General features: G+C 68.2%; 17 protein-coding genes. All 17 read left to right on the forward strand.

Annotated elements, in window-relative coordinates; translation table 11 throughout:
* Nucleotides 1–49: 49 nt before the first annotated feature.
* On the forward strand, nt 50–3,943 hold the full coding sequence (locus Leucomu_RS03990; RefSeq protein ID WP_017885339.1) for a DNA-directed RNA polymerase subunit beta': 3,894 nt from the start codon (nt 50–52) through the stop codon (nt 3,941–3,943).
* A 189-nt stretch (nt 3,944–4,132) separates the two neighbouring features.
* Nucleotides 4,133–5,203 (forward strand): hypothetical protein, encoded by a 1,071-nt coding sequence (locus Leucomu_RS03995; protein WP_128386432.1) that lies wholly within the window; start codon nt 4,133–4,135, stop codon nt 5,201–5,203.
* Nucleotides 5,200–5,682: a hypothetical protein gene (locus Leucomu_RS04000; RefSeq protein WP_128386433.1), complete on the forward strand. Its 483-nt coding sequence runs from the start codon at nt 5,200–5,202 to the stop codon at nt 5,680–5,682. The genes Leucomu_RS03995 and Leucomu_RS04000 overlap by 4 nt, the downstream gene beginning before the upstream one ends.
* Nucleotides 5,683–5,684: 2 nt before the next feature.
* Entirely contained in the window at nt 5,685–6,320 is a 636-nt protein-coding gene (locus Leucomu_RS04005) for a spermidine/putrescine ABC transporter substrate-binding protein (RefSeq protein WP_128386434.1), read from the forward strand.
* Between the two features lie 278 nt (nt 6,321–6,598).
* On the forward strand, nt 6,599–6,970 hold the full coding sequence (gene rpsL / locus Leucomu_RS04010) for a 30S ribosomal protein S12 (protein ID WP_017885335.1): 372 nt from the start codon (nt 6,599–6,601) through the stop codon (nt 6,968–6,970).
* Nucleotides 6,970–7,440 carry a 30S ribosomal protein S7 gene (gene rpsG / locus Leucomu_RS04015; RefSeq protein WP_017885334.1) on the forward strand — a complete coding sequence of 157 codons (471 nt, stop codon included), beginning with the start codon at nt 6,970–6,972 and terminating at the stop codon, nt 7,438–7,440. The genes rpsL and rpsG overlap by 1 nt, the downstream gene beginning before the upstream one ends.
* A 115-nt stretch (nt 7,441–7,555) precedes the next feature.
* Entirely contained in the window at nt 7,556–9,676 is a 2,121-nt protein-coding gene (fusA, locus tag Leucomu_RS04020; protein WP_017885333.1) for an elongation factor G, read from the forward strand.
* A gap of 220 nt (nt 9,677–9,896) precedes the next feature.
* On the forward strand, nt 9,897–11,090 hold the full coding sequence (tuf, locus tag Leucomu_RS04025) for an elongation factor Tu (protein WP_017885332.1): 1,194 nt from the start codon (nt 9,897–9,899) through the stop codon (nt 11,088–11,090).
* A 300-nt stretch (nt 11,091–11,390) separates the two neighbouring features.
* Nucleotides 11,391–11,960 carry an LPXTG cell wall anchor domain-containing protein gene (locus Leucomu_RS04030; RefSeq protein WP_164884506.1) on the forward strand — a complete coding sequence of 190 codons (570 nt, stop codon included), beginning with the start codon at nt 11,391–11,393 and terminating at the stop codon, nt 11,958–11,960.
* Nucleotides 11,957–15,037 carry a hypothetical protein gene (locus Leucomu_RS04035; protein WP_128386436.1) on the forward strand — a complete coding sequence of 1,027 codons (3,081 nt, stop codon included), beginning with the start codon at nt 11,957–11,959 and terminating at the stop codon, nt 15,035–15,037. The genes Leucomu_RS04030 and Leucomu_RS04035 overlap by 4 nt, the downstream gene beginning before the upstream one ends.
* A 268-nt stretch (nt 15,038–15,305) precedes the next feature.
* Nucleotides 15,306–17,105, forward strand: coding sequence for a polysaccharide biosynthesis protein (locus tag Leucomu_RS04040; protein WP_128386437.1), 1,800 nt, complete (start codon nt 15,306–15,308; stop codon nt 17,103–17,105).
* Nucleotides 17,102–18,202 (forward strand): MraY family glycosyltransferase, encoded by a 1,101-nt coding sequence (locus Leucomu_RS04045; RefSeq protein WP_017885328.1) that lies wholly within the window; start codon nt 17,102–17,104, stop codon nt 18,200–18,202. The genes Leucomu_RS04040 and Leucomu_RS04045 overlap by 4 nt, the downstream gene beginning before the upstream one ends.
* A 571-nt stretch (nt 18,203–18,773) precedes the next feature.
* On the forward strand, nt 18,774–19,082 hold the full coding sequence (rpsJ, locus tag Leucomu_RS04050) for a 30S ribosomal protein S10 (RefSeq protein ID WP_010156393.1): 309 nt from the start codon (nt 18,774–18,776) through the stop codon (nt 19,080–19,082).
* 14 nt (nt 19,083–19,096) lie between these two features.
* On the forward strand, nt 19,097–19,750 hold the full coding sequence (gene rplC / locus Leucomu_RS04055; RefSeq protein ID WP_017885327.1) for a 50S ribosomal protein L3: 654 nt from the start codon (nt 19,097–19,099) through the stop codon (nt 19,748–19,750).
* A gap of 3 nt (nt 19,751–19,753) precedes the next feature.
* Nucleotides 19,754–20,407 (forward strand): 50S ribosomal protein L4, encoded by a 654-nt coding sequence (rplD, locus tag Leucomu_RS04060; protein ID WP_017885326.1) that lies wholly within the window; start codon nt 19,754–19,756, stop codon nt 20,405–20,407.
* Entirely contained in the window at nt 20,404–20,703 is a 300-nt protein-coding gene (gene rplW, locus Leucomu_RS04065; RefSeq protein WP_017885325.1) for a 50S ribosomal protein L23, read from the forward strand. Before rplD ends, rplW begins: the two co-directional genes overlap by 4 nt.
* Before the next feature lie 22 nt (nt 20,704–20,725).
* A complete protein-coding gene (gene rplB / locus Leucomu_RS04070; protein WP_017885324.1) occupies nt 20,726–21,562 on the forward strand; it encodes a 50S ribosomal protein L2 in 837 nt (278 codons plus the stop codon).
* The last annotated feature ends 3 nt before the right edge of the window (nt 21,563–21,565 follow it).

Raw genomic sequence — 21,565 nt, forward strand, 5'->3', positions numbered from 1 at the left:
GGGATGACGGGGGCCACAGACTTACAGTTTCCATCCCAAGGAGAACATTTTGCTCGAGGGTACGAGTTTCAATGAGCTGCAGATCCGTCTGGCCACCGCCGACGACATCCGCAGCTGGTCGTTCGGCGAGGTCAAGAAGCCGGAGACCATCAACTACCGCACGCTGAAGCCCGAGAAGGACGGTCTCTTCGGCGAGCAGATCTTCGGTCCCAGCCGCGACTGGGAGTGCGCGTGCGGCAAGTACAAGCGCGTGCGCTACAAGGGCATCGTCTGCGAGCGCTGCGGCGTCGAGGTGACGAAGTCGAGCGTGCGCCGCGAGCGCATGGGCCACATCGAGCTGGCCGCGCCCGTCACGCACATCTGGTACTTCAAGGGCGTCCCGTCGCGCCTGGGCTACCTGCTCGACATGGCGCCGAAGGACCTCGAGAAGGTCATCTACTTCGCCGCGTACATGATCATCGACATCGATGAGGAGGGCCGCCACGAGGATCTCGCCGAGCTCGAGGCCGAGCTGCGTCTCGAGCTGAAGGCGCTCGAGGATCAGCGCGACATCGCGATCGCGCAGCGCCAGCAGCAGGCCGAGTCGGATCTCGCCGCGCTCGAGGCCGAGGGTGCGAAGGCCGATCAGCGCCGCCGCGCCGAGGCCTCGGCCGAGAAGGAGATGTCGGCCATCCGCAAGGGCTTCGACGACGACATCGCTCGGCTGCAGCGCGTGTGGGAGGACTTCCGCAACCTCAAGGTGGGCGACCTGAAGCCCGAGGATGCGGTGTTCGCCGATCTCATGGACCGCTACGGCGACTACTTCGAGGCGTACATGGGCGCCGAGGCGATCAAGAAGCGCCTCGAGGGCTTCGATCTCGAGGCCGAGGCCGAGACGCTGCACCTGCAGATCGCCGAGGGCAAGGGCCAGAAGAAGATCCGCGCCATCAAGCGCCTGAAGGTCGTCAGCGCCTTCCTGCAGACGGGTGCGAGCCCGGCTGCGATGGTGCTCGACGTCGTGCCGGTGATCCCGCCGGAGCTGCGCCCGATGGTGCAGCTCGACGGCGGTCGCTTCGCGACCTCGGACCTCAACGACCTCTACCGTCGTGTGATCAACCGCAACAACCGTCTGCGCCGCCTGCTCGATCTCGGCGCCCCCGAGATCATCGTGAACAACGAGAAGCGCATGCTGCAGGAGGCCGTCGACGCGCTGTTCGACAACGGCCGCCGCGGCCGCCCCGTCACGGGCACCGGCAACCGAGCCCTGAAGTCGCTCAGCGACATGCTCAAGGGCAAGCAGGGCCGCTTCCGTCAGAACCTGCTCGGCAAGCGCGTCGACTACTCGGGCCGTTCGGTCATCGTGGTCGGCCCGCAGCTCAAGCTGCACCAGTGCGGTCTGCCCAAGCAGATGGCGCTCGAGCTGTTCAAGCCGTTCGTGATCAAGCGCCTCATGGATCTGTCGCACGCGCAGAACGTGAAGGCCGCGAAGCGCATGGTCGAGCGCTCCCGCTCCGAGGTGTGGGACGTGCTCGAGGAGATCATCCGCGAGCGCCCCGTGCTGCTCAACCGCGCACCGACCCTGCACCGCCTCGGCATCCAGGCGTTCGAGCCGCAGCTCGTCGAGGGCAAGGCGATCCAGCTGCACCCGCTCGTCTGCGCCGCCTTCAACGCCGACTTCGACGGCGACCAGATGGCCGTGCACCTGCCGCTGTCGGTCGAGGCCCAGGCCGAGGCCCGCGTGCTCATGCTCGCCTCGAACAACATCCTGAAGCCGTCGGACGGCCGCCCGGTGACCCTGCCCTCGCAGGACATGATCATCGGCCTGCACCACCTCACCACGGTCAAGCAGGACGCGGTCGGCACCGGCCGCGCGTTCGGCTCGATCGCCGAGGCGATCCTGGCGATGGACGAGGGCACCCTCGACCTCGGCGCGCAGGTGAAGATCCGTCTCACCGGCTACACCGATGCGAACGGCGTCACCAACGAGAAGCCTGTGCTGGTCGAGACCTCTCTCGGCCGCGCGATCTTCAACGAGGCGCTGCCGTCCGACTACCCCTACTTCGAGCGCGTCGCCGACAAGGGCAGCCTGTCGGGCCTGGTCAACGACCTCGCCGAGCGCTACCCGAAGGTGGAGGTCGCCGCGACCCTCGACCGGGTCAAGGACGCCGGTTTCTACTGGGCCTCGCGCTCGGGCGTGACCGTGTCGCTCTCGGACATCGTGACTCCCGCGAACAAGGGCGAGATCATCGCCGAGCACGAGAAGCGCGCCGCCAAGGTGCAGCGCGACTACGATCGCGGCATGATCAGCGACGGCGATCGTCGCAAGGCGCTGACCGACATCTGGACCGAGGCGACCGACGAGGTCGCGGCCTCGATGCGCGAGTCGTTCCCCGAGGACAACACCATCTTCCGCATGGTGTCGTCTGGCGCCCGCGGTAACTGGCTGCAGATCCGCAACATCGCGGGTATGCGCGGTCTGGTGTCGAACCCGAAGGGCGAGATCATCCCCCGTCCGATCATCAACTCGTACCGCGAGGGCCTATCGGTGGCGGAGTACTTCATCGCCACCCACGGTGCCCGCAAGGGCCTCGCCGATACCGCTCTGCGCACCGCCGACTCGGGCTACCTGACCCGTCGTCTGGTGGATGTGTCGCAGGACGTGATCATCCGTGAAGAGGACTGCGGCACCCGTCGCGGCCTCGACCTGCCGATCGCCGCGGCCGACGCGAACGGCGTGCTCGTGCGCGACGAGAACGTCGAGAACTCGGTCTACGCGCGCACCCTCGCCACCGACGCCGTTTCGCCCGAGGGCGCCGTCGTCGCGAGCGCGGGCGACGACGTGGGCGATGTGCTCATCGACCAGCTGGTCGCCGCCGGCGTGACCGAGATCAAGGTGCGCTCCGTGCTCACCTGCGCCTCGGCCGTGGGCGTCTGCGCCACCTGCTACGGCCGTTCGCTCGCGACCGGCCAGCGCGTCGACATCGGCGAGGCGGTCGGCATCATCGCCGCCCAGTCGATCGGCGAGCCCGGCACGCAGCTGACGATGCGCACCTTCCACACGGGTGGGTCGGCCTCGGCCGACGACATCACCCAGGGTCTGCCCCGCGTGCAGGAGCTCTTCGAGGCGCGCACCCCCAAGGGCGCCTCGCCGATCGCCGAGGCCGCGGGCCGCATCACGATCGAGGACACCCCGAAGGGCCGCTCGATCCTCCTCACGCCGGACGACGGCACCGAGGAGAAGCAGTACCCGGTGCTGAAGCGCGCCACGCTGCTCGTCGAGGACGGCGACCACGTCGAGCTCGGCCAGCCGTTCCTCGCGGGCACGCTCGACCCGAAGGACATCCTGCAGGTCGGCTCGACCGAGGAGGGCAAGCACATCCCGGGCGAGCGCGCGGTGCAGAAGTACCTCGTTGAGGGCGTGCAGGGCGTCTACCGCTCGCAGGGCGTGCCGATCCACGACAAGCACATCGAGGTGATCGTGCGCCAGATGCTGCGCAAGGTGACCGTGGTGGATCACGGTGAGACCGAGCTGCTGCCCGGTGAGCTCGTGGACCGCTCGCGCTACCAGCGCATCAACCGCGAGGCGCTGCTCGAGGGCAAGCGCGCCGCGACCGCCCGCCCCGAGGTCATGGGCATCACCAAGGCCTCGCTCGCGACCGAGTCGTGGCTGTCGGCGGCCTCCTTCCAGGAGACCACCCGGGTGCTCACGCAGGCGGCGATGGAGGGATCGAAGGATCCGCTGATCGGCCTCAAGGAGAACGTCATCATCGGTAAGCTCATCCCGGCCGGCACCGGCCTGAGCACCTACCGCGACGTCGAGGTCGAGGCCACCGAGGAGGCGAAGGCGGAGCGGTACCCGAACCGCCTGTTCGCCACCGAGGGCACCTTCGATGAGAACGACCTGTCGTTCGTGGACTTCGACAGCTTCACCGCTGACGAGTTCAACCCGGGCAACTACAGCTAGGGCTCGGGCCTCGGATCCCGCGCGCGATGCGCGGGATCCGAGGGCCTGGCGAAGGGCGCGCGCACTTCGGTGCGGGCGCCCTTTTTCGTGTTTCCTGCGCGCGTGATCCCGGCATTGTCGCCGGCGGCTTGTATTGTGGCGGCCAGAGTATGTGCTCGGCAACGAGCGCCCACGACGAGAGGTGCAGCGATGAGCGACGACCGCGAGACCCCCGCATCGAGAGCAGCAGAGGCTCCCGAGACGTCGGCGAATCCGGGGGCGCCCGTGGAGGAGACCGAGGCGAGCCAGACCGAGGTGCTGGCGGCCGTCGAGCGTTCGAAGGGCGCGACCTCCGACGCCGACGAGGGCGAGGCGAAGCGCGAGCTCGTCGTGGTCGAGGAGACGGTGGTGGCGGATCCCGCAGCGGATGATGCTCTCGCCGACGATGCGACGGCCGCCGAGCAGGCGCGCCGGCAGGAGGCGTCCGAGGTCGACACGCAGCTCGACCTCGACCTGCAGTCCGGTTCGCGGCCCGCGGCCGAGGCCACCGATTTCGCGGTGCTCCCGGCGCTCGACGATCTTCCGTCGGCCGCCGCGGACGCGCAGCTGTCGCCCGAGCGCGACGGCGAGATCCGCATCAGCCCCGACCACCCGATGGCAGCACTCTACATGCAGACGCCGATGCCCCCCGAGATCCGAGGCAACCGCGGCGCCGGCGTGCTCATCGCGCTGCTCGCGACCGTCGGCTTCGTGGTGCTCTACGCGGGCGTGATCGCCCTCTGGCTCGCGCCGACCCTCGCCCCGTCGCAGTTTGTCGACGGCCTCACCGCCGAGCTCGTCTCGTGGAGCACCGCGGCAGCCGCGGGCGCGTTCTTCGTGGGCCTCGCGGTGCTGGTGCTGATCGTGGGGCGCGCCGGCTGGTGGGCGTACGTACTCGGCAGCTTCCTCGTGGGCCTCGTCGTCTGGATGGCGGCGACCGCGGGCCTGCTCGTCGACGAGGCGGGCTTCCGCGCGCTGCTGAACATCGCCCCGGTCGCCATCGCCGAGCGCTTCGGCCTCACCATCCCCGCCATCGTCGCGGGCCTCGCGGCGCGCGAGGCCGCGATCTGGTTCGGCGCGTGGATCGGCGGTCGCGGCCGCCGCATGAAGCAGCGGAACGCGGTGGCCCTCGCCGAGTACGAGGCGGCCCTCGCCGAGGTGCAGGAGAAGCACTCGAAGCCCGAGCAGCCGATCGCCGTCTCGAAGCCCGAGAAGCCGCGGAAGCGGGCGAAGCAGTCGTGACCGACGGCTCCCGTCGCGGGGTGACGCGCGGCTACGTCGCGGGCCTGGCACTGGCCGCCGTGATCGTCGCGGCAGCGCTGCTCATCGCGATCTGGGGGCTGCTCTCGCTCGCCATGCAGCGGGAGCCCGTGTCGAGCGACGGCGTGCCCCGCTGGGCCTCGCCGCTGCTGCTGTTCCTGGGGCTCGCGATGCTCGCCGCTGCGCTGTGGCAGCAGGCCCTCGTGCTGCTGCGGGGCCGCCGCGGCCCGGCGTGGGGCGTCATCGTCGCCGTCGCGGGCGGCGTGTACCTGCTGTGGTGCCTCGGGGGTGTGCTCGCGGGGCTCTCGGTCGACGAGACCTGGGTGAGCCCGTTCGCGGCTGCGCTGCCGCTCATCTGGGCCGTGGCGTCACTGCTGTTCTGGGCGGTGCTCGCGCGTCGCGTCTACACGGATCGACCCGTTCCGAAGTGGCCTTGGGAGCGTGCCGGAGAGGACGAGTGATCGTGGCGGGCGCGATCGACGAACGGGTGAACGCGGCGGTCGACGCGTGGCTGCGCTGGGTGCCGAGCTGGTCGCCGGGCACGCATCGGGCTCGGGCGCGGCTGTGCCGCAGGTGCACGGGATCGCCGCTGCTCGCGGCGGCCGGCCTCACGAGCGATGTTCCCCACCAGGTGACCCACGCGCTCGTCTCGCGCATGCAGCGCATCATCGACCGGCGCGTCGACGAGTTCACCGCCGAGCAGCTCCCCGCGCTGCACGGCGAGCTGGCGGGGGAGGAGCTGTGGAGCGCGGGCGGCTACGACCCCACCGAGGGTCTCGCCCCCGAGTACGAGGGGCTGGATCCCGATCCCGATCCCGATGACACCGAGCAGCCGTTCCTCTTCACCCTCGCCGGCCTCGCCGAGGAGAGCCGCCCCGCACCGCCGCTCCCGCGGCCGCCGCTGAGCCAGGAGGAGAAGCAGCGCCTGCGCCGCGAGATCGAACTCGCCGACGCGCAGGCCGAGGCGACGGGGCGCGAGGTCTGCTTCGCGCTCGTGGCGCATCGCACTCGCATCGAGGCCGCGATCCACCGCTTCGTCGAACCGCAGATCCAGGCCATGCTCGACGAGCTCTCCCAGCACCTCGAGCCTCCGCAGTAGCGCCGCGCCCTTGCGCTGCGCGGATGCAGGGCGTACAGTTGCATGTTGGTGCCCTCCACCGGTGGTTTCGTCGTGCACACGGCGATGCGAGCGGGGGAGTATCACCGAGCAGGGTCCCTCGCTCAACAGAGCTGACACCCCCACGGCATAGCTGCACTCGGTCGTCGAGGCGCGTTCGCGCGTCGCCGACGACAGCAGCTCAGCGGCCGCGCAAGCAGCCGTACATGCTTGGCCATAGAAGCATTCCTGTCACCGTGCAGGACGAATGAGGAGAATCAGTGCCTACTATTCAGCAGCTGGTTCGCAAGGGCCGTACGCCGAAGGTCTCCAAGACCAAGGCGCCCGCCCTGAAGGCGAACCCGCAGCAGGCCGGGGTCTGCACCCGTGTCTACACCACCACGCCCAAGAAGCCGAACTCGGCGATGCGCAAGGTCGCTCGTGTGAAGCTCCGCAACGGCACCGAGGTCACCGCCTACATTCCGGGCGAGGGCCACAACCTGCAGGAGCACTCGCTGGTGCTCGTGCGCGGTGGTCGTGTCAAGGACCTCCCCGGTGTCCGTTACAAGATCGTGCGCGGCGCGCTCGACACGCAGGCGGTCAAGGACCGTCAGCAGGCCCGCAGCCGCTACGGTGCGAAGAAGGTGAAGTAATGCCCCGTAAAGGTCCCGCTCCCAAGCGCCCCGTCGTCGCCGATCCCGTCTACGGCTCGCCCGTCGTCAGCCAGCTCGTCAACAAGATCCTGCTGGACGGCAAGAAGGGTCTCGCCGAGCGCATCGTCTACGGTGCTCTCGAGAACGTCGCGGAGAAGTCCGGCCAGGACGCCGTGACCGTGCTCAAGAAGGCGCTCGACAACGTGCGTCCCACGCTCGAGGTCCGCTCGCGCCGCGTCGGCGGCAGCACCTACCAGGTGCCCGTCGAGGTGAAGCCGCACCGCGCGAACACGCTCGCGCTGCGCTGGCTCACCAGCTACGCGAAGGCTCGTCGTGAGAACTCGATGACCGATCGCCTCACCAACGAGATCCTCGACGCGTCCAACGGCCTCGGCGCCGCGGTGAAGCGCCGCGAGGACACTCACAAGATGGCCGAGTCGAACCGCGCGTTCGCTCACTACCGCTGGTAGTCATCCGCGCATCGAGCTTGTCGAGATGGCGGACCCGTCATCTCGACAAGCTCGATGAACGATCGGCACCACCGATCCGCACACATTTTTCACCCCCTATTCGGAGGAGACCCCTGTGGCACAAGACGTGCTCACCGACCTGAGCAAGGTCCGCAACATCGGCATCATGGCCCACATCGATGCCGGCAAGACCACTACGACCGAGCGCATCCTGTTCTACACGGGTGTCAACCACAAGCTGGGCGAGACCCACGACGGCGGCGCGACGACCGACTGGATGGAGCAGGAGAAGGAGCGCGGCATCACCATCACCAGTGCCGCGGTGACCTGCTTCTGGAACAAGAACCAGATCAACATCATCGACACCCCGGGCCACGTCGACTTCACCGTCGAGGTGGAGCGCTCACTCCGCGTGCTCGACGGCGCCGTCGCGGTGTTCGACGGCAAGGAGGGCGTCGAGCCCCAGTCCGAGACCGTGTGGCGCCAGGCCGACAAGTACGGCGTGCCCCGCATCTGCTTCGTCAACAAGATGGACAAGATGGGCGCCGACTTCTACTTCACGGTCGACACCATCGTCAGCCGCCTCGGCGCCAAGCCGCTCGTGATGCAGCTGCCCATCGGTTCCGAGTCGGACTTCACCGGCGTCGTCGACCTGCTCTCGATGCAGGCGTTCGTGTGGGAGGGCGACGCCAAGGGCGACGTCACCATGGGAGCGAACTACGAAACCCGCGAGATCCCCGCCGACCTCCAGGCCAAGGCCGAGGAGTACCGCGCGCAGCTCGTCGAGACCGTCGCCGAGACCGATGACGCGCTGCTCGAGAAGTTCTTCGGCGGCGAGGAGCTCACCATCGACGAGCTCAAGGCCGGCATCCGCAAGCTCGTCGTGAACAACGAGATCTACCCCGTCTACTGCGGCTCGGCGTTCAAGAACCGCGGCATCCAGCCGATGCTCGACGCGGTCGTCGACTTCCTGCCGAACCCGCTCGACGTCGGCGCCATCGAGGCGCACGACCCCCGCGACGAGTCGGTCGTCATCGAGCGCAAGCCGTCGGCCGACCAGCCGTTCTCGGCGCTCGCGTTCAAGATCGCCGTGCACCCGTTCTTCGGTCGCCTCACCTACGTGCGCGTGTACTCGGGCAAGGCCGAGTCGGGCGCCCAGGTCGTCAACTCGACCAAGGGCAAGAAGGAGCGCATCGGCAAGATCTTCCAGATGCACGCCAACAAGGAGAACCCGGTCGACGAGCTGACTGCGGGCAACATCTACGCCGTGATCGGCCTCAAGGACACCACCACCGGTGACACCCTGAGCGACCCGAACAACCAGGTCGTGCTCGAGTCGATGACCTTCCCCGAGCCCGTGATCGAGGTGGCCATCGAGCCGAAGACGAAGGGCGACCAGGAGAAGCTCGGCGTCGCGATCCAGAAGCTCGCCGAAGAGGATCCCACGTTCCGCGTGAGCCTCAACGCCGAGACCGGTCAGACCGTCATCGCCGGCATGGGCGAGCTGCACCTCGACATCCTCGTCGATCGCATGAAGCGCGAGTTCAAGGTCGAGGCCAACGTGGGCAAGCCCCAGGTCGCCTACCGCGAGACGATCCGCCGCGCGGTCGACAAGTACGACTACACCCACAAGAAGCAGACCGGTGGTTCCGGTCAGTTCGCGAAGGTGCAGATCGCGCTCGCGCCGCTCGAGGTCGAAGAGGGCAGCGAGAAGACCTACGAGTTCGAGGACAAGGTGACCGGCGGTCGCGTTCCCCGCGAGTACATCCCGTCGGTGGACGCCGGTATCCAGGACGCCATGCAGTACGGCATCCTCGCCGGCTTCCCCGTCGTCAACGTCAAGGCGACCCTGCTCGACGGCCAGTACCACGACGTCGACTCCTCGGAGATGGCGTTCAAGATCGCCGGCTCGATGGCCTTCAAGGAGGCCGCGCGTCTCGCTCAGCCCGTCATCCTCGAGCCGCTCATGGCGGTCGAGGTGCGCACTCCCGAGGAGTACATGGGCGACGTGATCGGCGACCTGAACTCCCGTCGTGGGCAGATCCAGTCCATGGAGGACGCGAGCGGCGTCAAGGTCGTGCGCGCCCTCGTCCCGCTCTCCGAGATGTTCGGGTACATCGGCGACCTGCGGTCGAAGACCAGCGGTCGCGCGGTGTTCTCGATGACCTTCGACTCCTACGCTGAGGTGCCGAAGGCCGTGGCCGATGAGATCGTTCAGAAGGCTAAGGGCGAGTAACTGCTCCGCTGATCGGGCGGTTCCCGCTCGGCGTCGGAGACGGGGCTTCTCCCGCTCCGGCTCCGGCCGGGAACCCGCCTACGGGGCAGTAGCCCAAATCACTGCTCAGGTCGCGATCGCAGGCCAGAGCTTGTAACATAGGTACACACACCCCGCGCCCGCGCGCCCTCGAAACCGTCGGGGGGGAAGCGGGTGCAACGATGTCCTGAGGAGGACCATAGTGGCGAAGGCCAAGTTCGAGCGGACCAAGCCGCACGTAAACATCGGAACGATCGGTCACGTCGACCACGGTAAGACCACCCTTACCGCGGCGATCTCGAAGACCCTCGCTGACAAGTTCCCGTCTGACGTCAACGTGCAGCGCGACTTCGACACGATCGACTCGGCTCCCGAGGAGCGCCAGCGCGGCATCACCATCAACATCTCGCACGTCGAGTACGAGACCGAGAAGCGCCACTACGCTCACGTTGATGCCCCGGGTCACGCCGACTACATCAAGAACATGATCACCGGCGCCGCTCAGATGGACGGCGCGATCCTCGTGGTCGCGGCGACCGACGGCCTGATGGCTCAGTCGAAGGAGCACATCCTTCTCGCCAAGCAGGTCGGCGTCCCCTACCTGCTCGTCGCCCTCAACAAGTGCGACCAGGTCGACGACGAGGAGATCCTCGAGCTCGTCGAGATGGAGGTCCGCGAGGAGCTCACCAAGAACGGCTTCGACGGCGACAACGCTCCCGTCGTGCGCGTCTCGGGCTACCAGGCGCTCCAGGGCGAGGAGAAGTGGGTCAACTCGATCCTCGAGCTCATGGAGGCCGTCGACAGCAGCATCCCCGATCCGGTGCGTGACAAGGACAAGCCGTTCCTCATGCCCGTCGAGGACGTCTTCACCATCACCGGCCGCGGCACCGTCGTCACCGGCCGCGCCGAGCGCGGTACGCTGAAGATCAACTCCGAGGTCGAGATCGTGGGTCTGCGCCCGACGCAGAAGACCACCGTCACCGGCATCGAGATGTTCCACAAGCAGCTCGACGAGGCGTGGGCCGGCGAGAACTGTGGCCTCCTCCTCCGCGGCACCAAGCGCGAGGACGTGGAGCGCGGCCAGGTCGTGGTCGCACCCGGTTCGATCACCCCGCACACCAAGTTCGAGGGCACCGCCTACATCCTCAAGAAGGAAGAGGGCGGCCGCCACAACCCGTTCGAGACGAACTACCGTCCGCAGTTCTACTTCCGTACGACTGACGTGACCGGCGTCATCACCCTGCCCGAGGACAAGCCGATGGTCATGCCCGGCGACACCACCGACATGTCGGTCGAGCTGATCCAGCCGATCGCCATGGAGGAGGGCCTCGGCTTCGCGATCCGTGAGGGTGGCCGCACCGTCGGCGCCGGCACGGTGACCAAGGTCGTCGAGTAAGTCTCGCCAGCGAGCTGACGAAGAACCCCCGGGAGAGATCCCGGGGGTTCTTCTCGTTTGCGGGGGGGCTCTGCGCGGTTCCGGTTCTGCGGCCTCGGATGCCCCCGTTGCGGTTGCCCCGGCAGCACACGATCCCGGCCGAGTCGCAGCGCCGTAGGCATTTCCGCCTACTCCGTTTCTCCTCTTCCGCGGTGTTCCATATTGTCGAGTGGACGAAGCCTGCGCTCGCGGGGCCCGGAAAAGGGGAAGCAGATGGGGATGCGAGGACGATTGCGCCTTGGGGCGATAGGAAGCCTGCTCGTGGCGTTGCTGCTCGGCAGCGGTGCTGCGGCGCACGCCGCCGAGCCGGAGGGGCTCGGCCAGTTCACGCTGCCCGCCGGCACGGCGCGGGTCTGGGTCGAACTGGAGCAGAGCGGTCTGGCGGCGAACGCGGTGTCCGTGCGCGCCCAGATCGGCGGATCGACGCTCGACGTGCCGATGACGGCGACCACATTCGGCCTGCACGGCGAGTTCGCCGCGACTCAGGGCCAGGTGACGCTGACCATCCTTCCCGGGGTCGGGGCGCCGGCGGCCAGGCCCGACCTGGCGCTCACCGTGCTCGACGCGAACGGGCTCGTGCTGCAGGGCGTGAACATGCGCATCGCGATCCCGAAGGGGCCCGAGAGCGACGGCGAACAGCCGCAGCCCGCCGGGCCCGATGCCGAAGATCCCGACGGCGATCAGAACCGCGGAGCGAAGAAGAACATGGCGCGCACGGGCGGTGACGAGCCGACGTGGCTCATCGTCGCGGGCGCGCTGCTCGTGATCGCCGGCGGCACCGTCTACGTGCTTCGCCGCACCCGCGCCTCGCGAGAGGGGGCGGCACGATGAGGAACATGATGCGTCTCGCGATCGCCTCGGCGACCGCGTTCCTGCTGGTGCTCGGGTCGGCGACGGCGGCGAACGCCGAACCGATCGCGCCCGAGGACTTCGATCCGACACCGGTCTCCGGCGAGATCGGGTACCGGGTGAACGACCGTGATCGTCTGCCCGAAGTCGACTCCGAGGTCGGGATCGGTGCGGTGCTCGGCACCGAGCCGGGGTCTCTCGTCGCGCTCGGCGAGTCGGCGCTGGGCTACGGTTCGGCGCTGCTGCGGGTCTCGGTGTTCTCTCCCGCGCAGGACACGGTCGTGTTCCAGGCGGGCGGTGTCGCATCGCTGCGCACGCCGGCTGGCGTGTCGGCGTCGACCACCGTGCTCGTGCCGATCGACGCCGAGGGCCGCGCCCAGCTCTGGGCGAACGCGCCGGTGCAGGTGCGCGTCGAGGCGCTCGCGGCGTTCAACGGTTCGCAGGCGCAGCCGGGATCGACGATCGCCCTCCCCGAGCCGGTGCTCCGCGCCGACACCCGCAGCGGCCTCGCCGGAACGGGAATCGGATCGGAGCCGATCCACGTCGGCCTGACCGGCCAGGGAGGCGTGCCGACTGAGCGCGTGCGCGGCGCCTACGTCACGATCACCGCGGAGCTCGACGGGGCGGGAACGCTCGACATCGGCACCCAGCGTGTGTCGCTGCCCGCCGGCGTCAGCACCTTCACCACCGTGCTCTCGCCGGACGCCGACGGGGGAGTGCCCGCGAGCCTCGCTGGGGCGACCGGGCACCTCAGCCTGCACGTGATCGGTTGGATGGCCGACGCACCCGACCAGGGCACCCAGCTGAGCCTGCCGGGCAGCTTCGTGCCCACCTCGAGCCTCGACGAGACCTTCACCGACAAGGTCACCGAACGGCGCGACGACTTCGCGACCCTCACCCGGAACTCCGACGCGGCCTACTCGATCGGTCTGGTGGCCCTCGCGCCCACGACATCCACGGAGCGCAGCTTCTTCGAGTTCGGGCCCGCCTACAGCGGCCGGGCGCGCGGCGCCGTGGTCGATCCCGCGCGCGGCGCCGCGCCGCAGCTCGTGATCGTGCCGGCCTCGACCGGCAGCGACGACGACGGCGACGGCTACACGCTGCGGCGAGGCGAGGCGCAGCTGTCGTGGCTGCCGGTCGGCGACATTCTCGGCGAGGAGCAGCGACAGGCCACGAAGAACTTCGAGATCTCGATCGACACGCATCAGCAGGGTGAGGGCGTCGATCTCTCCGAGGACGGCTACTTCACCCTCGGCGGCACGATCACGAGCGAGGGCGTCGCCCCGAGCCTCGACCGCGTGGAGATCTCCGTCGACGCCGTCGACGGGATCCTCGGCTACGCCGACGTGTGGGAGGAAGCGGGCGTGCTGCGCTGGGAGGCCGACCTCTCGGCGCCGCAGAGCGGCACCTTCGCCTACTCGGTCGAGGCCTTCGACCGCGGCGACAACTCGAAGCGCGCCGACGTCAGCCTGGATGTGCACCGCTTCACCGAGGACGACACGGTCATCGACCCCGAGATCCACGTGCTGAACGAGACTCCGGGCGTCTTCGACGGCCGCGTTGTCGCAGAGGAGCCCGACACGGTCTACGTCTCGGCGAGCCGCACCGTCAAGCCGGGAGACACGCTGATCTCCGGAGCCACCGAGGCCACGCCGAGCGGCCTCTTCGCAGAGGTCGAGTCGTTCGACCGCGTCGGCGACGAGTGGCGCGTGCGCACCGTCATGGCGAAGATCGAAGACGTTTTCCTGCAGGTCGACATCGACGAGGACGAAGACTACGACAACCTCGGCGAGAGCGAACTCGACGAGTCCAACTTCCAGGCGAGTCTCGAAGAGAACGGAGCCCCCGTCGAGGTCGAAGCGGAGCGGCTGCCGGGTGATGTCGGCTACGAGACCGCCGAGATCGTGACCGGCGACGACGTCGACCTCGATCCCTTCCCCGACGAGTGCGACCCGACCGGCACCGACACCTCGGCGATCCCGTGCCCCCCGACGCCGATCGAGATGGTCGGAGCGACCGCGGGCCAGCCCGACATCAGGTCGGCCGTGCTGAAGAACGGTGCGCCCGGCGGCATTCGACCGGCGGTCAGCGCAGAGCTCTCGACCGCGTTCGGCATCAAGGTCAACACCAAGCTGGTGAAGAGGGACAAGAGCTGGGGCATCACCGATGTCGGTGCGTCCTCGGCCGACCCCGAGGCCGAGGTGGCGAACGAGGTGAAGCAATGGGCGAAGGAGGGCAGCGTCAAGGGCGGTGTCGGCATCTCGCTCGCCGCGCAGGCTCTGCCGTCGCTCAAATTCACCCTCGAGACCGAGATCACCTGGAAGTGGCGGGTGATCCCCACCGGCATCACCGTCACCAAGTTCGCCATCGAGGTGTCGAACACGCTCAAGGCGCAGGCCGCGATATCGCTCTTCATCAAATTCGAGGGAGCGCTGACGCTGTCGCAGCGGGTGATGTCGATCAACCTGCCGATCACCACGATCATGGCGGGTCCCGTGCCGATCGTGCTGCAGAACACGATCGAGCTCGTCATGAAGGCCACCCTCGAGCTGAAGGCGACCGCCACCGCGAAGATCGGATTCTCCCGCACCGACACGGTCGGAACGCAGTACACACCCGAGAAGGGGTGGGAATCGCTCAACAAGCCGACCAAGTCGTCGAGCCTGCCGCTCGGGTTCAGCCCGATCGCCGACATCAACGCGGAGTTCGAGGGCGAGCTGGCCGTCGGCCCGGTGTTCGCCCCCAACACCGCGCTCTACGGTGTGGCCGGCCCCCAGCTCGACATCTCGATACGCGCCGGCATAGCCGGAGAGATCAAATACAGCGTGGCGAAGAACAAGTGGGTGCTCTCGGCCGAGGTGTTCGCCGAACTCGGCTACGCGGTGAAGGTCAAGCTCAAACTCTTCACCAAGGAGTGGGACCACACCATCAACGAGAAGAAGTTCAAGTTCGTCTTCTGGTCGGACGAGTGGGAATACGGCGGTGACGCGAGCGGCGTCGCGTCGCTCGGGCCGCCGGGCGGCAGGAGCTTCGCGGCCCCGCCGCCGATCCCGGTCTGACCGGACCCAGGCCCGGGGCTAGTCTTCACCCCCTGCAGCCCCGGCTCGGGTGCTGAGACCCCACCGCCTCCCGGCACCCGAGCAGAGCCCGCGCCTCGCACCGCACCGAAATGGAGCGGTGCGAGGCGCGGGCTCTCGTGCGTCGGAGCCGCGCAGGATCCGCGGCGCACCCGGCCGGGTCGGCTGGGGAGCGCGCGGCGCGCGGTATCCTCGAAGGTGTTCCTGAGGTTCTTTCTCGGGTCGTTTCAGCAGAGCGAATGGAGTACGAGTGCCGCAGACCCTCGGTGAGCGCGTCGCCCACTTCACCAGGCAGTACGGGCTCCTGTTCCTGCTCGACGCCGCCTCCTGGGCGGTGGGCATTCTCGCGGCGCTCGTGCTGCGCTTCGACTTCAACCTGAACCGCATTCACTGGGGCTGGACGCTCGCGGTGATCGGCGTCACCGTGCTGTTGCAGCTATTGGGCGGCTGGGCGTTCTGGCTGTACCGCAGCCGCTACGAGGTCGGCAGCTTCGACGAGGTTCGGGCGATCGTGCTCGACGTGATCGCCGTCATGGTCGTGGCCTGGGTCTTCGCGTTCCTCGTCGGCTACGGCAACGGCATCCCGCGCAGCACCATGATCATCGCCGCCCCCATCACGTTCAGCCTCATGGGCGTCGCCAGATACGTGCTGCGGCTCTACAACGAGCGGCAGTTGAAGCCCGGCGCCGAGGCCGAGCGGACCCTGCTCTACGGCGCGGGGTACCTGGGCGTGCAGACCGCCAAGCGTCTGCTCACCGACGCCAAGGGTGCGGTGCTGCCGGTCGGGTTCATCGACGACGACCCCGCCAAGCGGCACCAGGAGGTGCGCGGCGTGCGCGTGCTCGGCGGTTTCAGCGACCTCGCCGACATCGTGCGCCAGACCCGCGCCACCCGACTCATCGTCTGCATCGGCGACGCCGATGCGACGATGATGCGGCGCGTCGATCAGGCGGCCGACCGCGCCGGCGTCACCGCCATGGTGCTGCCTCCGCTCGAGCAGATCCTGCAGAACGCCTCGGCGATCTCGGATGTGCGCGAACTCTCGATCGAGGACCTCATCGGGCGCCACCCCGTGCGGCTCGAGACCGAGTCGATCGCCGAGTACCTGCAGGACCGGCGCGTGCTCGTGACGGGCGCGGGCGGATCCATCGGCTCCGAGCTCTGCCGCCAGCTCGCGAGATTCGCGCCGAGCGAGCTCATCATGCTCGACCGCGACGAGACCGCCCTGCAGGAGACGCAGCTCTCGATCAGCGGGCACGGGCTGCTCGACACCAACGACGTGGTGCTCGCCGACATCCGCGACGAGGCCACGCTGCAGCGCATCTTCTCGGAGCAGCGCCCCGAGGTCGTGTTCCACGCGGCGGCGCTCAAGCACCTGCCGATGCTCGAGCAGTACCCCGATGAGGCCTGGAAGACCAACGTGATCGGCACGCTCAACGTGCTGCGCGCCGCCCGCAGCGCCGGCGTCGGCACGTTCGTCAACATCTCCACCGACAAGGCCGCGAACCCCACGAGCGTGCTCGGCCACTCGAAGCGGGTCGCCGAGAAGCTGACCGCCTGGATGGCCGAGCAGACGGGGCAGCGCTACCTCTCCGTGCGCTTCGGCAACGTGATCGGCAGCCGCGGGTCCATGCTGCCCACCTTCCGCAAGCTCATCGAGGCCGGAGGCCCGCTCACCGTCACCCACCCCGACGTCACCCGCTTCTTCATGACGATCCCCGAGGCCTGCCAGCTCGTCGTGCAGGCCGGCGGCATCGGGCGACCCGGCGAGGTGCTGATCCTCGACATGGGCGACCCCGTGCGCATCGTCGACGTCGCACGTCGCATGATCGCGCAGTCCGGCAAAGACATCGAGATCGTCTACACCGGTCTGCGCCACGGCGAGAAGCTGCACGAAGAGCTCGTGGGCCGCGGCGAGGGCGACGAGCGCCCGTTCCACCCCAAGATCGCCCACGCCCACGTCGACACGATCTCGCCCGACGTGCTCGATCACGAAGGCTGGATCGCCCGCCTCGACCTCACCGAAGCCGCCGAGGAGCGGGTGCAGTGACGGGCCTCGGTACGGTGCTCGGGATCGGGGCGCTGACGCTCGCGCTCAGCCTGCTGCTGCCGTTCGCGGTAAAGCCGCTGCTCATGAAGCTCGGCATCATGGACGTGCCCAACGAGCGATCCTCGCACGAGCGCCCCGTGCTGCGCGGGCTCGGGCTCGCCGTGCTCATCGCGATGGCGGCCGGCGGGATCCTCGCGGCGCTCGTCTACCCGCTGCTCGGTTACCCGTACGTCTCGACCAACACGATCACCGTGGTCGCCGGCTCGATCGCGGCCGGTCTGCTCGGCCTGGCCGAGGACCTGCGCGGGTTGAGCGTCAGGGTGCGCAGCCTCTGCCTGCTGCTCATCGCTTCGGGCGTGGCCGCATCGCTGCTCTGGCAGCCCCAGCTCTTCGGCGGCTCGTCGGGGCTCGTGAGCCCCGTCTTCCTGCAGTGGGTGAGCGGATGGCTGGAGACCGACCTGCCGCTGTGGGGGCTGCTGCTGCTCGCCGTCTACGCGGTGCTGTTCATCTCGAGCTACATCAACGTCGCGAACTTCATGGACGGGCTCAACGGCATCAGCGGCTTCCACGGGGTCATCGCGGGTCTCACGTTCGCGGTTGTCGGATACCTCACCGGTCACGGGTGGCTGCTGGTCGTCGGTCTCGTGCTCGCAGCGGGTTTCGGCGGGTTCCTGCCCTGGAACCTCACGAAGCCGGGCGCCTTCCTGGGCGACGTCGGCAGTTACCTGCTCGGCGGTTCGGTCGCGGTGACGAGCTTCGCCGCCCTCGTCGCAGGGATACCGTTCCTGGCCACCATCGGGCCGATGGTGATCTACTTCGGTGACGTCGGCGCGACGCTGGTGAAGCGGGTGCGCGCCGGCAAGCGGTGGGACGAACCCCACAAGGAGCACGTCTACCAGCGCATCCAGCAGCTCGGCTACACGCACGTGCAGGCCTCGGCGATCACCGCCGGGTGCACGGCGGTCGCCTCGCTGCTCGGCATCGGTTCGCTCTTCACCGGGCTCTGGGGCACGCTCGCGCTGCTCGTCGCGGGGCTCGCCGTGGTGGTCTGCTACTCGCTGCTGCCGCGAGTGCTGCCCGCGCGCACACAGCCGTAGCCGCGGTCCATCGGCCTCTCCCTGAAGGGCGGTGAGGAGACTGGAGTTCTGCGCGTATCGGGGAGCCGTTCTCAGGCGGTGAGGGATCGCGGAGAGCGAGCGCATCGGGGTTGGCGCGGCTGAGCGAAGCGAGGACGCGCCGGGGGTCCCCGCCTAGCGAGCGCGCGATCCCGAACCGCGACACGCCCGGGTTGCATCAACCAACTTCCCCGTGCGAGAATAGACAGGTTCAGTACTCCGCGCCTCGGTGCGGATCACTGCCAGGCAGTGCATAACCGCCGCTTCGGCACTCCGACATGATCGGGGAGCGAGACGGTTCGGGTTAGGCCGCGGGTAGCGAACACCACCCGTGCATCGAAGCGGCTCGGCGAAAGCCCGGTCGCTTCATGTGTGCGGGGCCGTCCCTGCGCACGTCGCAGGCGCGGTTCTTGACAGGTGAACAGAGACCCAGCACGGCGCGCTCATCGGAGTGCGTGTGCCAGGGCGCTGGTACGCAAGACGTCCAATGCCGCCGGCCCTTCGACACGCTCAGGGGCATGCGGTACGACGCAAGTAGAAAGTAGAGAGTCACATGGCGGGACAGAAGATCCGCATTCGACTGAAGTCGTATGACCACGAGGTCATCGACAGCTCCGCACGTAAGATCGTCGACACGGTGACCCGCGCGGGTGCGACCGTGATCGGCCCCGTGCCGCTCCCCACGGAGAAGAACGTGATCGCCGTGATCCGTTCGCCTCACAAGTACAAGGACAGCCGCGAGCACTTCGAGAAGCGCACGCACAAGCGCCTGATCGACATCGTCGATCCCACCCCGAAGGCCGTCGATTCGCTCATGCGTCTCGATCTGCCTGCCGACGTCAACATCGAGATCAAGCTCTAAGGGGGGATCCGAACATGTCAGTAGCACGCAACGTGAAGGGTCTTCTGGGCACCAAGCTCGGTATGACGCAGGTCTGGGATGAGAACGGCAACGTCGTTCCCGTGACCGTCATCGAGGTGGCCCCCAACGTGGTCACCCAGATCCGCACCCCCGAGGTCGACGGCTACAGCGCCGTGCAGATCGCCGCGGGTCAGATCGATCCCCGCAAGGTGAACAAGCCTTCGGCCGGTCACTTCGAGAAGGCGGGCGTCACGCCCCGCCGTCACCTCACCGAGGTGCGCACGGCCGACGCGGCCGAGTACGCCCTCGGCCAGGAGCTCACCGTCGACGCCACCTTCGAGGCCGGTCAGCAGATCGACGTCGTGGGCACCTCGAAGGGCAAGGGCTTCGCCGGCACCATGAAGCGCCACAACTTCAAGGGCGTCTCGGCTTCGCACGGTGCTCACCGCAACCACCGCAAGCCCGGCTCCATCGGCGGCGCCGCGACCCCCGGTCGCGTCTTCAAGGGCCAGCGCATGGCCGGTCGCATGGGTGGCGAGCGCGTCACCGTGCAGAACCTCACCGTGCAGGCGATCGACGCCGAGAAGGGTCTCATCCTGGTCAAGGGTGCGGTTCCCGGCGCTCGCGGTCGTCTCGTTTTCGTTCGCAACGCAGTGAAGGGGGCGTAGTTCATGGCTACCGCTACCAAGCTCGAGGTGCTCGACGCCAAGGGTAAGAAGGCCGGCTCGGTCGACCTTCCCGAGGCCATCTTCGGCGCCGAGACCAACGTCCCGCTGATCCACCAGGTGGTCACCGCTCAGCTCGCAGCTGCGCGTCAGGGTACGCACAAGACCAAGAACCGCGGCGAGCGCTCCGGTTCGGGTGTCAAGCCGTTCAAGCAGAAGGGCACCGGCCGCGCCCGCCAGGGTTCGGTCCGCATGCCGCAGCACCGCGGCGGCGGCATCGTGCACGGCCCCGTGCCGCGCGACTACTCGCAGCGCACCCCCAAGAAGATGATCGCTGCCGCGCTCACCGGTCTGCTCTCGGATCGCGCCCGCGCGAGCCGTCTGCACATCGTCGAGTCGTTCGGCATCGGCGACAAGCCCAGCACCAAGTCGGCTCGCGAGTTCCTCGCGTCGGTCGCGCCGGGCAAGCGCGTGCTCGTGGTCGTCGTCCGCGAGGACGAGAACACCGTGCTCAGCGTTCGCAACCTGCAGCACGTCCACGTGCTGTACCAGGATCAGCTCAACGCCTACGACGTGGTCGTCAGCGACGATCTCGTCTTCACCAAGGCTGCCTTCGACGCGTTCGTCGCCGGCCGAGCCGCCAAGGAGGACACGAAGTGAGCCTGAACAAGTCCGCACACGACGTCATCATCCGCCCGATCGTCTCGGAGAAGAGCTACAACCTCATCGACGCGAACGGCCAGTACACCTTCGAGGTGCAGCCGACCGCGAACAAGACTGAGATCAAGCTCGCCATCGAGCAGGTCTTCGGCGTGAAGGTCGAGAAGATCCGCACCCTCAACCGCAAGGGCAAGACCCGCCGCACGAAGTTTGGCATGGGCAAGCGCAAGGACACCAAGCGCGCCATCGTCACGCTGAAGTCGGGCTCCATCGACATCTTCACGGCTGCGCTGTAGAAGGGGCGAAGAGGAACACAACATGGCTATTCGCAAGTACAAGCCGACGACCCCGGGTCGTCGTGGCTCGAGCGTCGCTGATTTCGCCGAGATCACGCGCTCGACCCCTGAGAAGTCGCTGCTCCGCCCGCTCCCCAAGACGGGCGGCCGCAACAACCAGGGCCGCATCACCACCCGCCACATCGGCGGTGGCCACAAGCGCCAGTACCGCGTCATCGACTTCCGTCGCAATGACAAGGACGGCGTGAACGCCAAGGTCGCGCACATCGAGTACGACCCGAACCGCACGGCGCGCATCGCGCTGCTGCACTTCGAGGACGGCACGAAGCGTTACATCATCGCCCCGAACAAGCTGAAGCAGGGCGACATCATCGAGTCGGGCGCCGGTGCCGATATCAAGCCCGGCAACAACCTGCCGCTGAAGAACATCCCCACCGGTACGGTCATCCACGCGATCGAGCTGAAGCCGGGCGGGGGAGCGAAGCTCGCTCGTTCCGCCGGCGCGTCGGTTCGCCTCGTCGCCAAGGACGGCCCCTACGCCCAGCTGCGTCTGCCCTCGGGCGAGATCCGCAACGTCGACGTGCGCTGCCGCGCAACCGTCGGCGAGGTGGGCAACGCCGAGCAGTCGAACATCAACTGGGGCAAGGCCGGCCGCATGCGCTGGAAGGGCGTCCGCCCGACCGTGCGCGGTGTCGTCATGAACCCGGTGGATCACCCGCACGGTGGTGGCGAAGGCCGCACCTCGGGCGGTCGCCACCCGGTCAGCCCCTGGGGTCAGAAGGAAGGCCGCACGCGCCACCCGAACAAGGAAAGCGACAAGCTCATCGTGCGTCGCCGTCCGACCGGCAAGAAGCGCTAAACG

It is taken from the genome of Leucobacter muris, from assembly GCF_004028235.1.
GTDB lineage: Bacteria > Actinomycetota > Actinomycetes > Actinomycetales > Microbacteriaceae > Leucobacter > Leucobacter muris.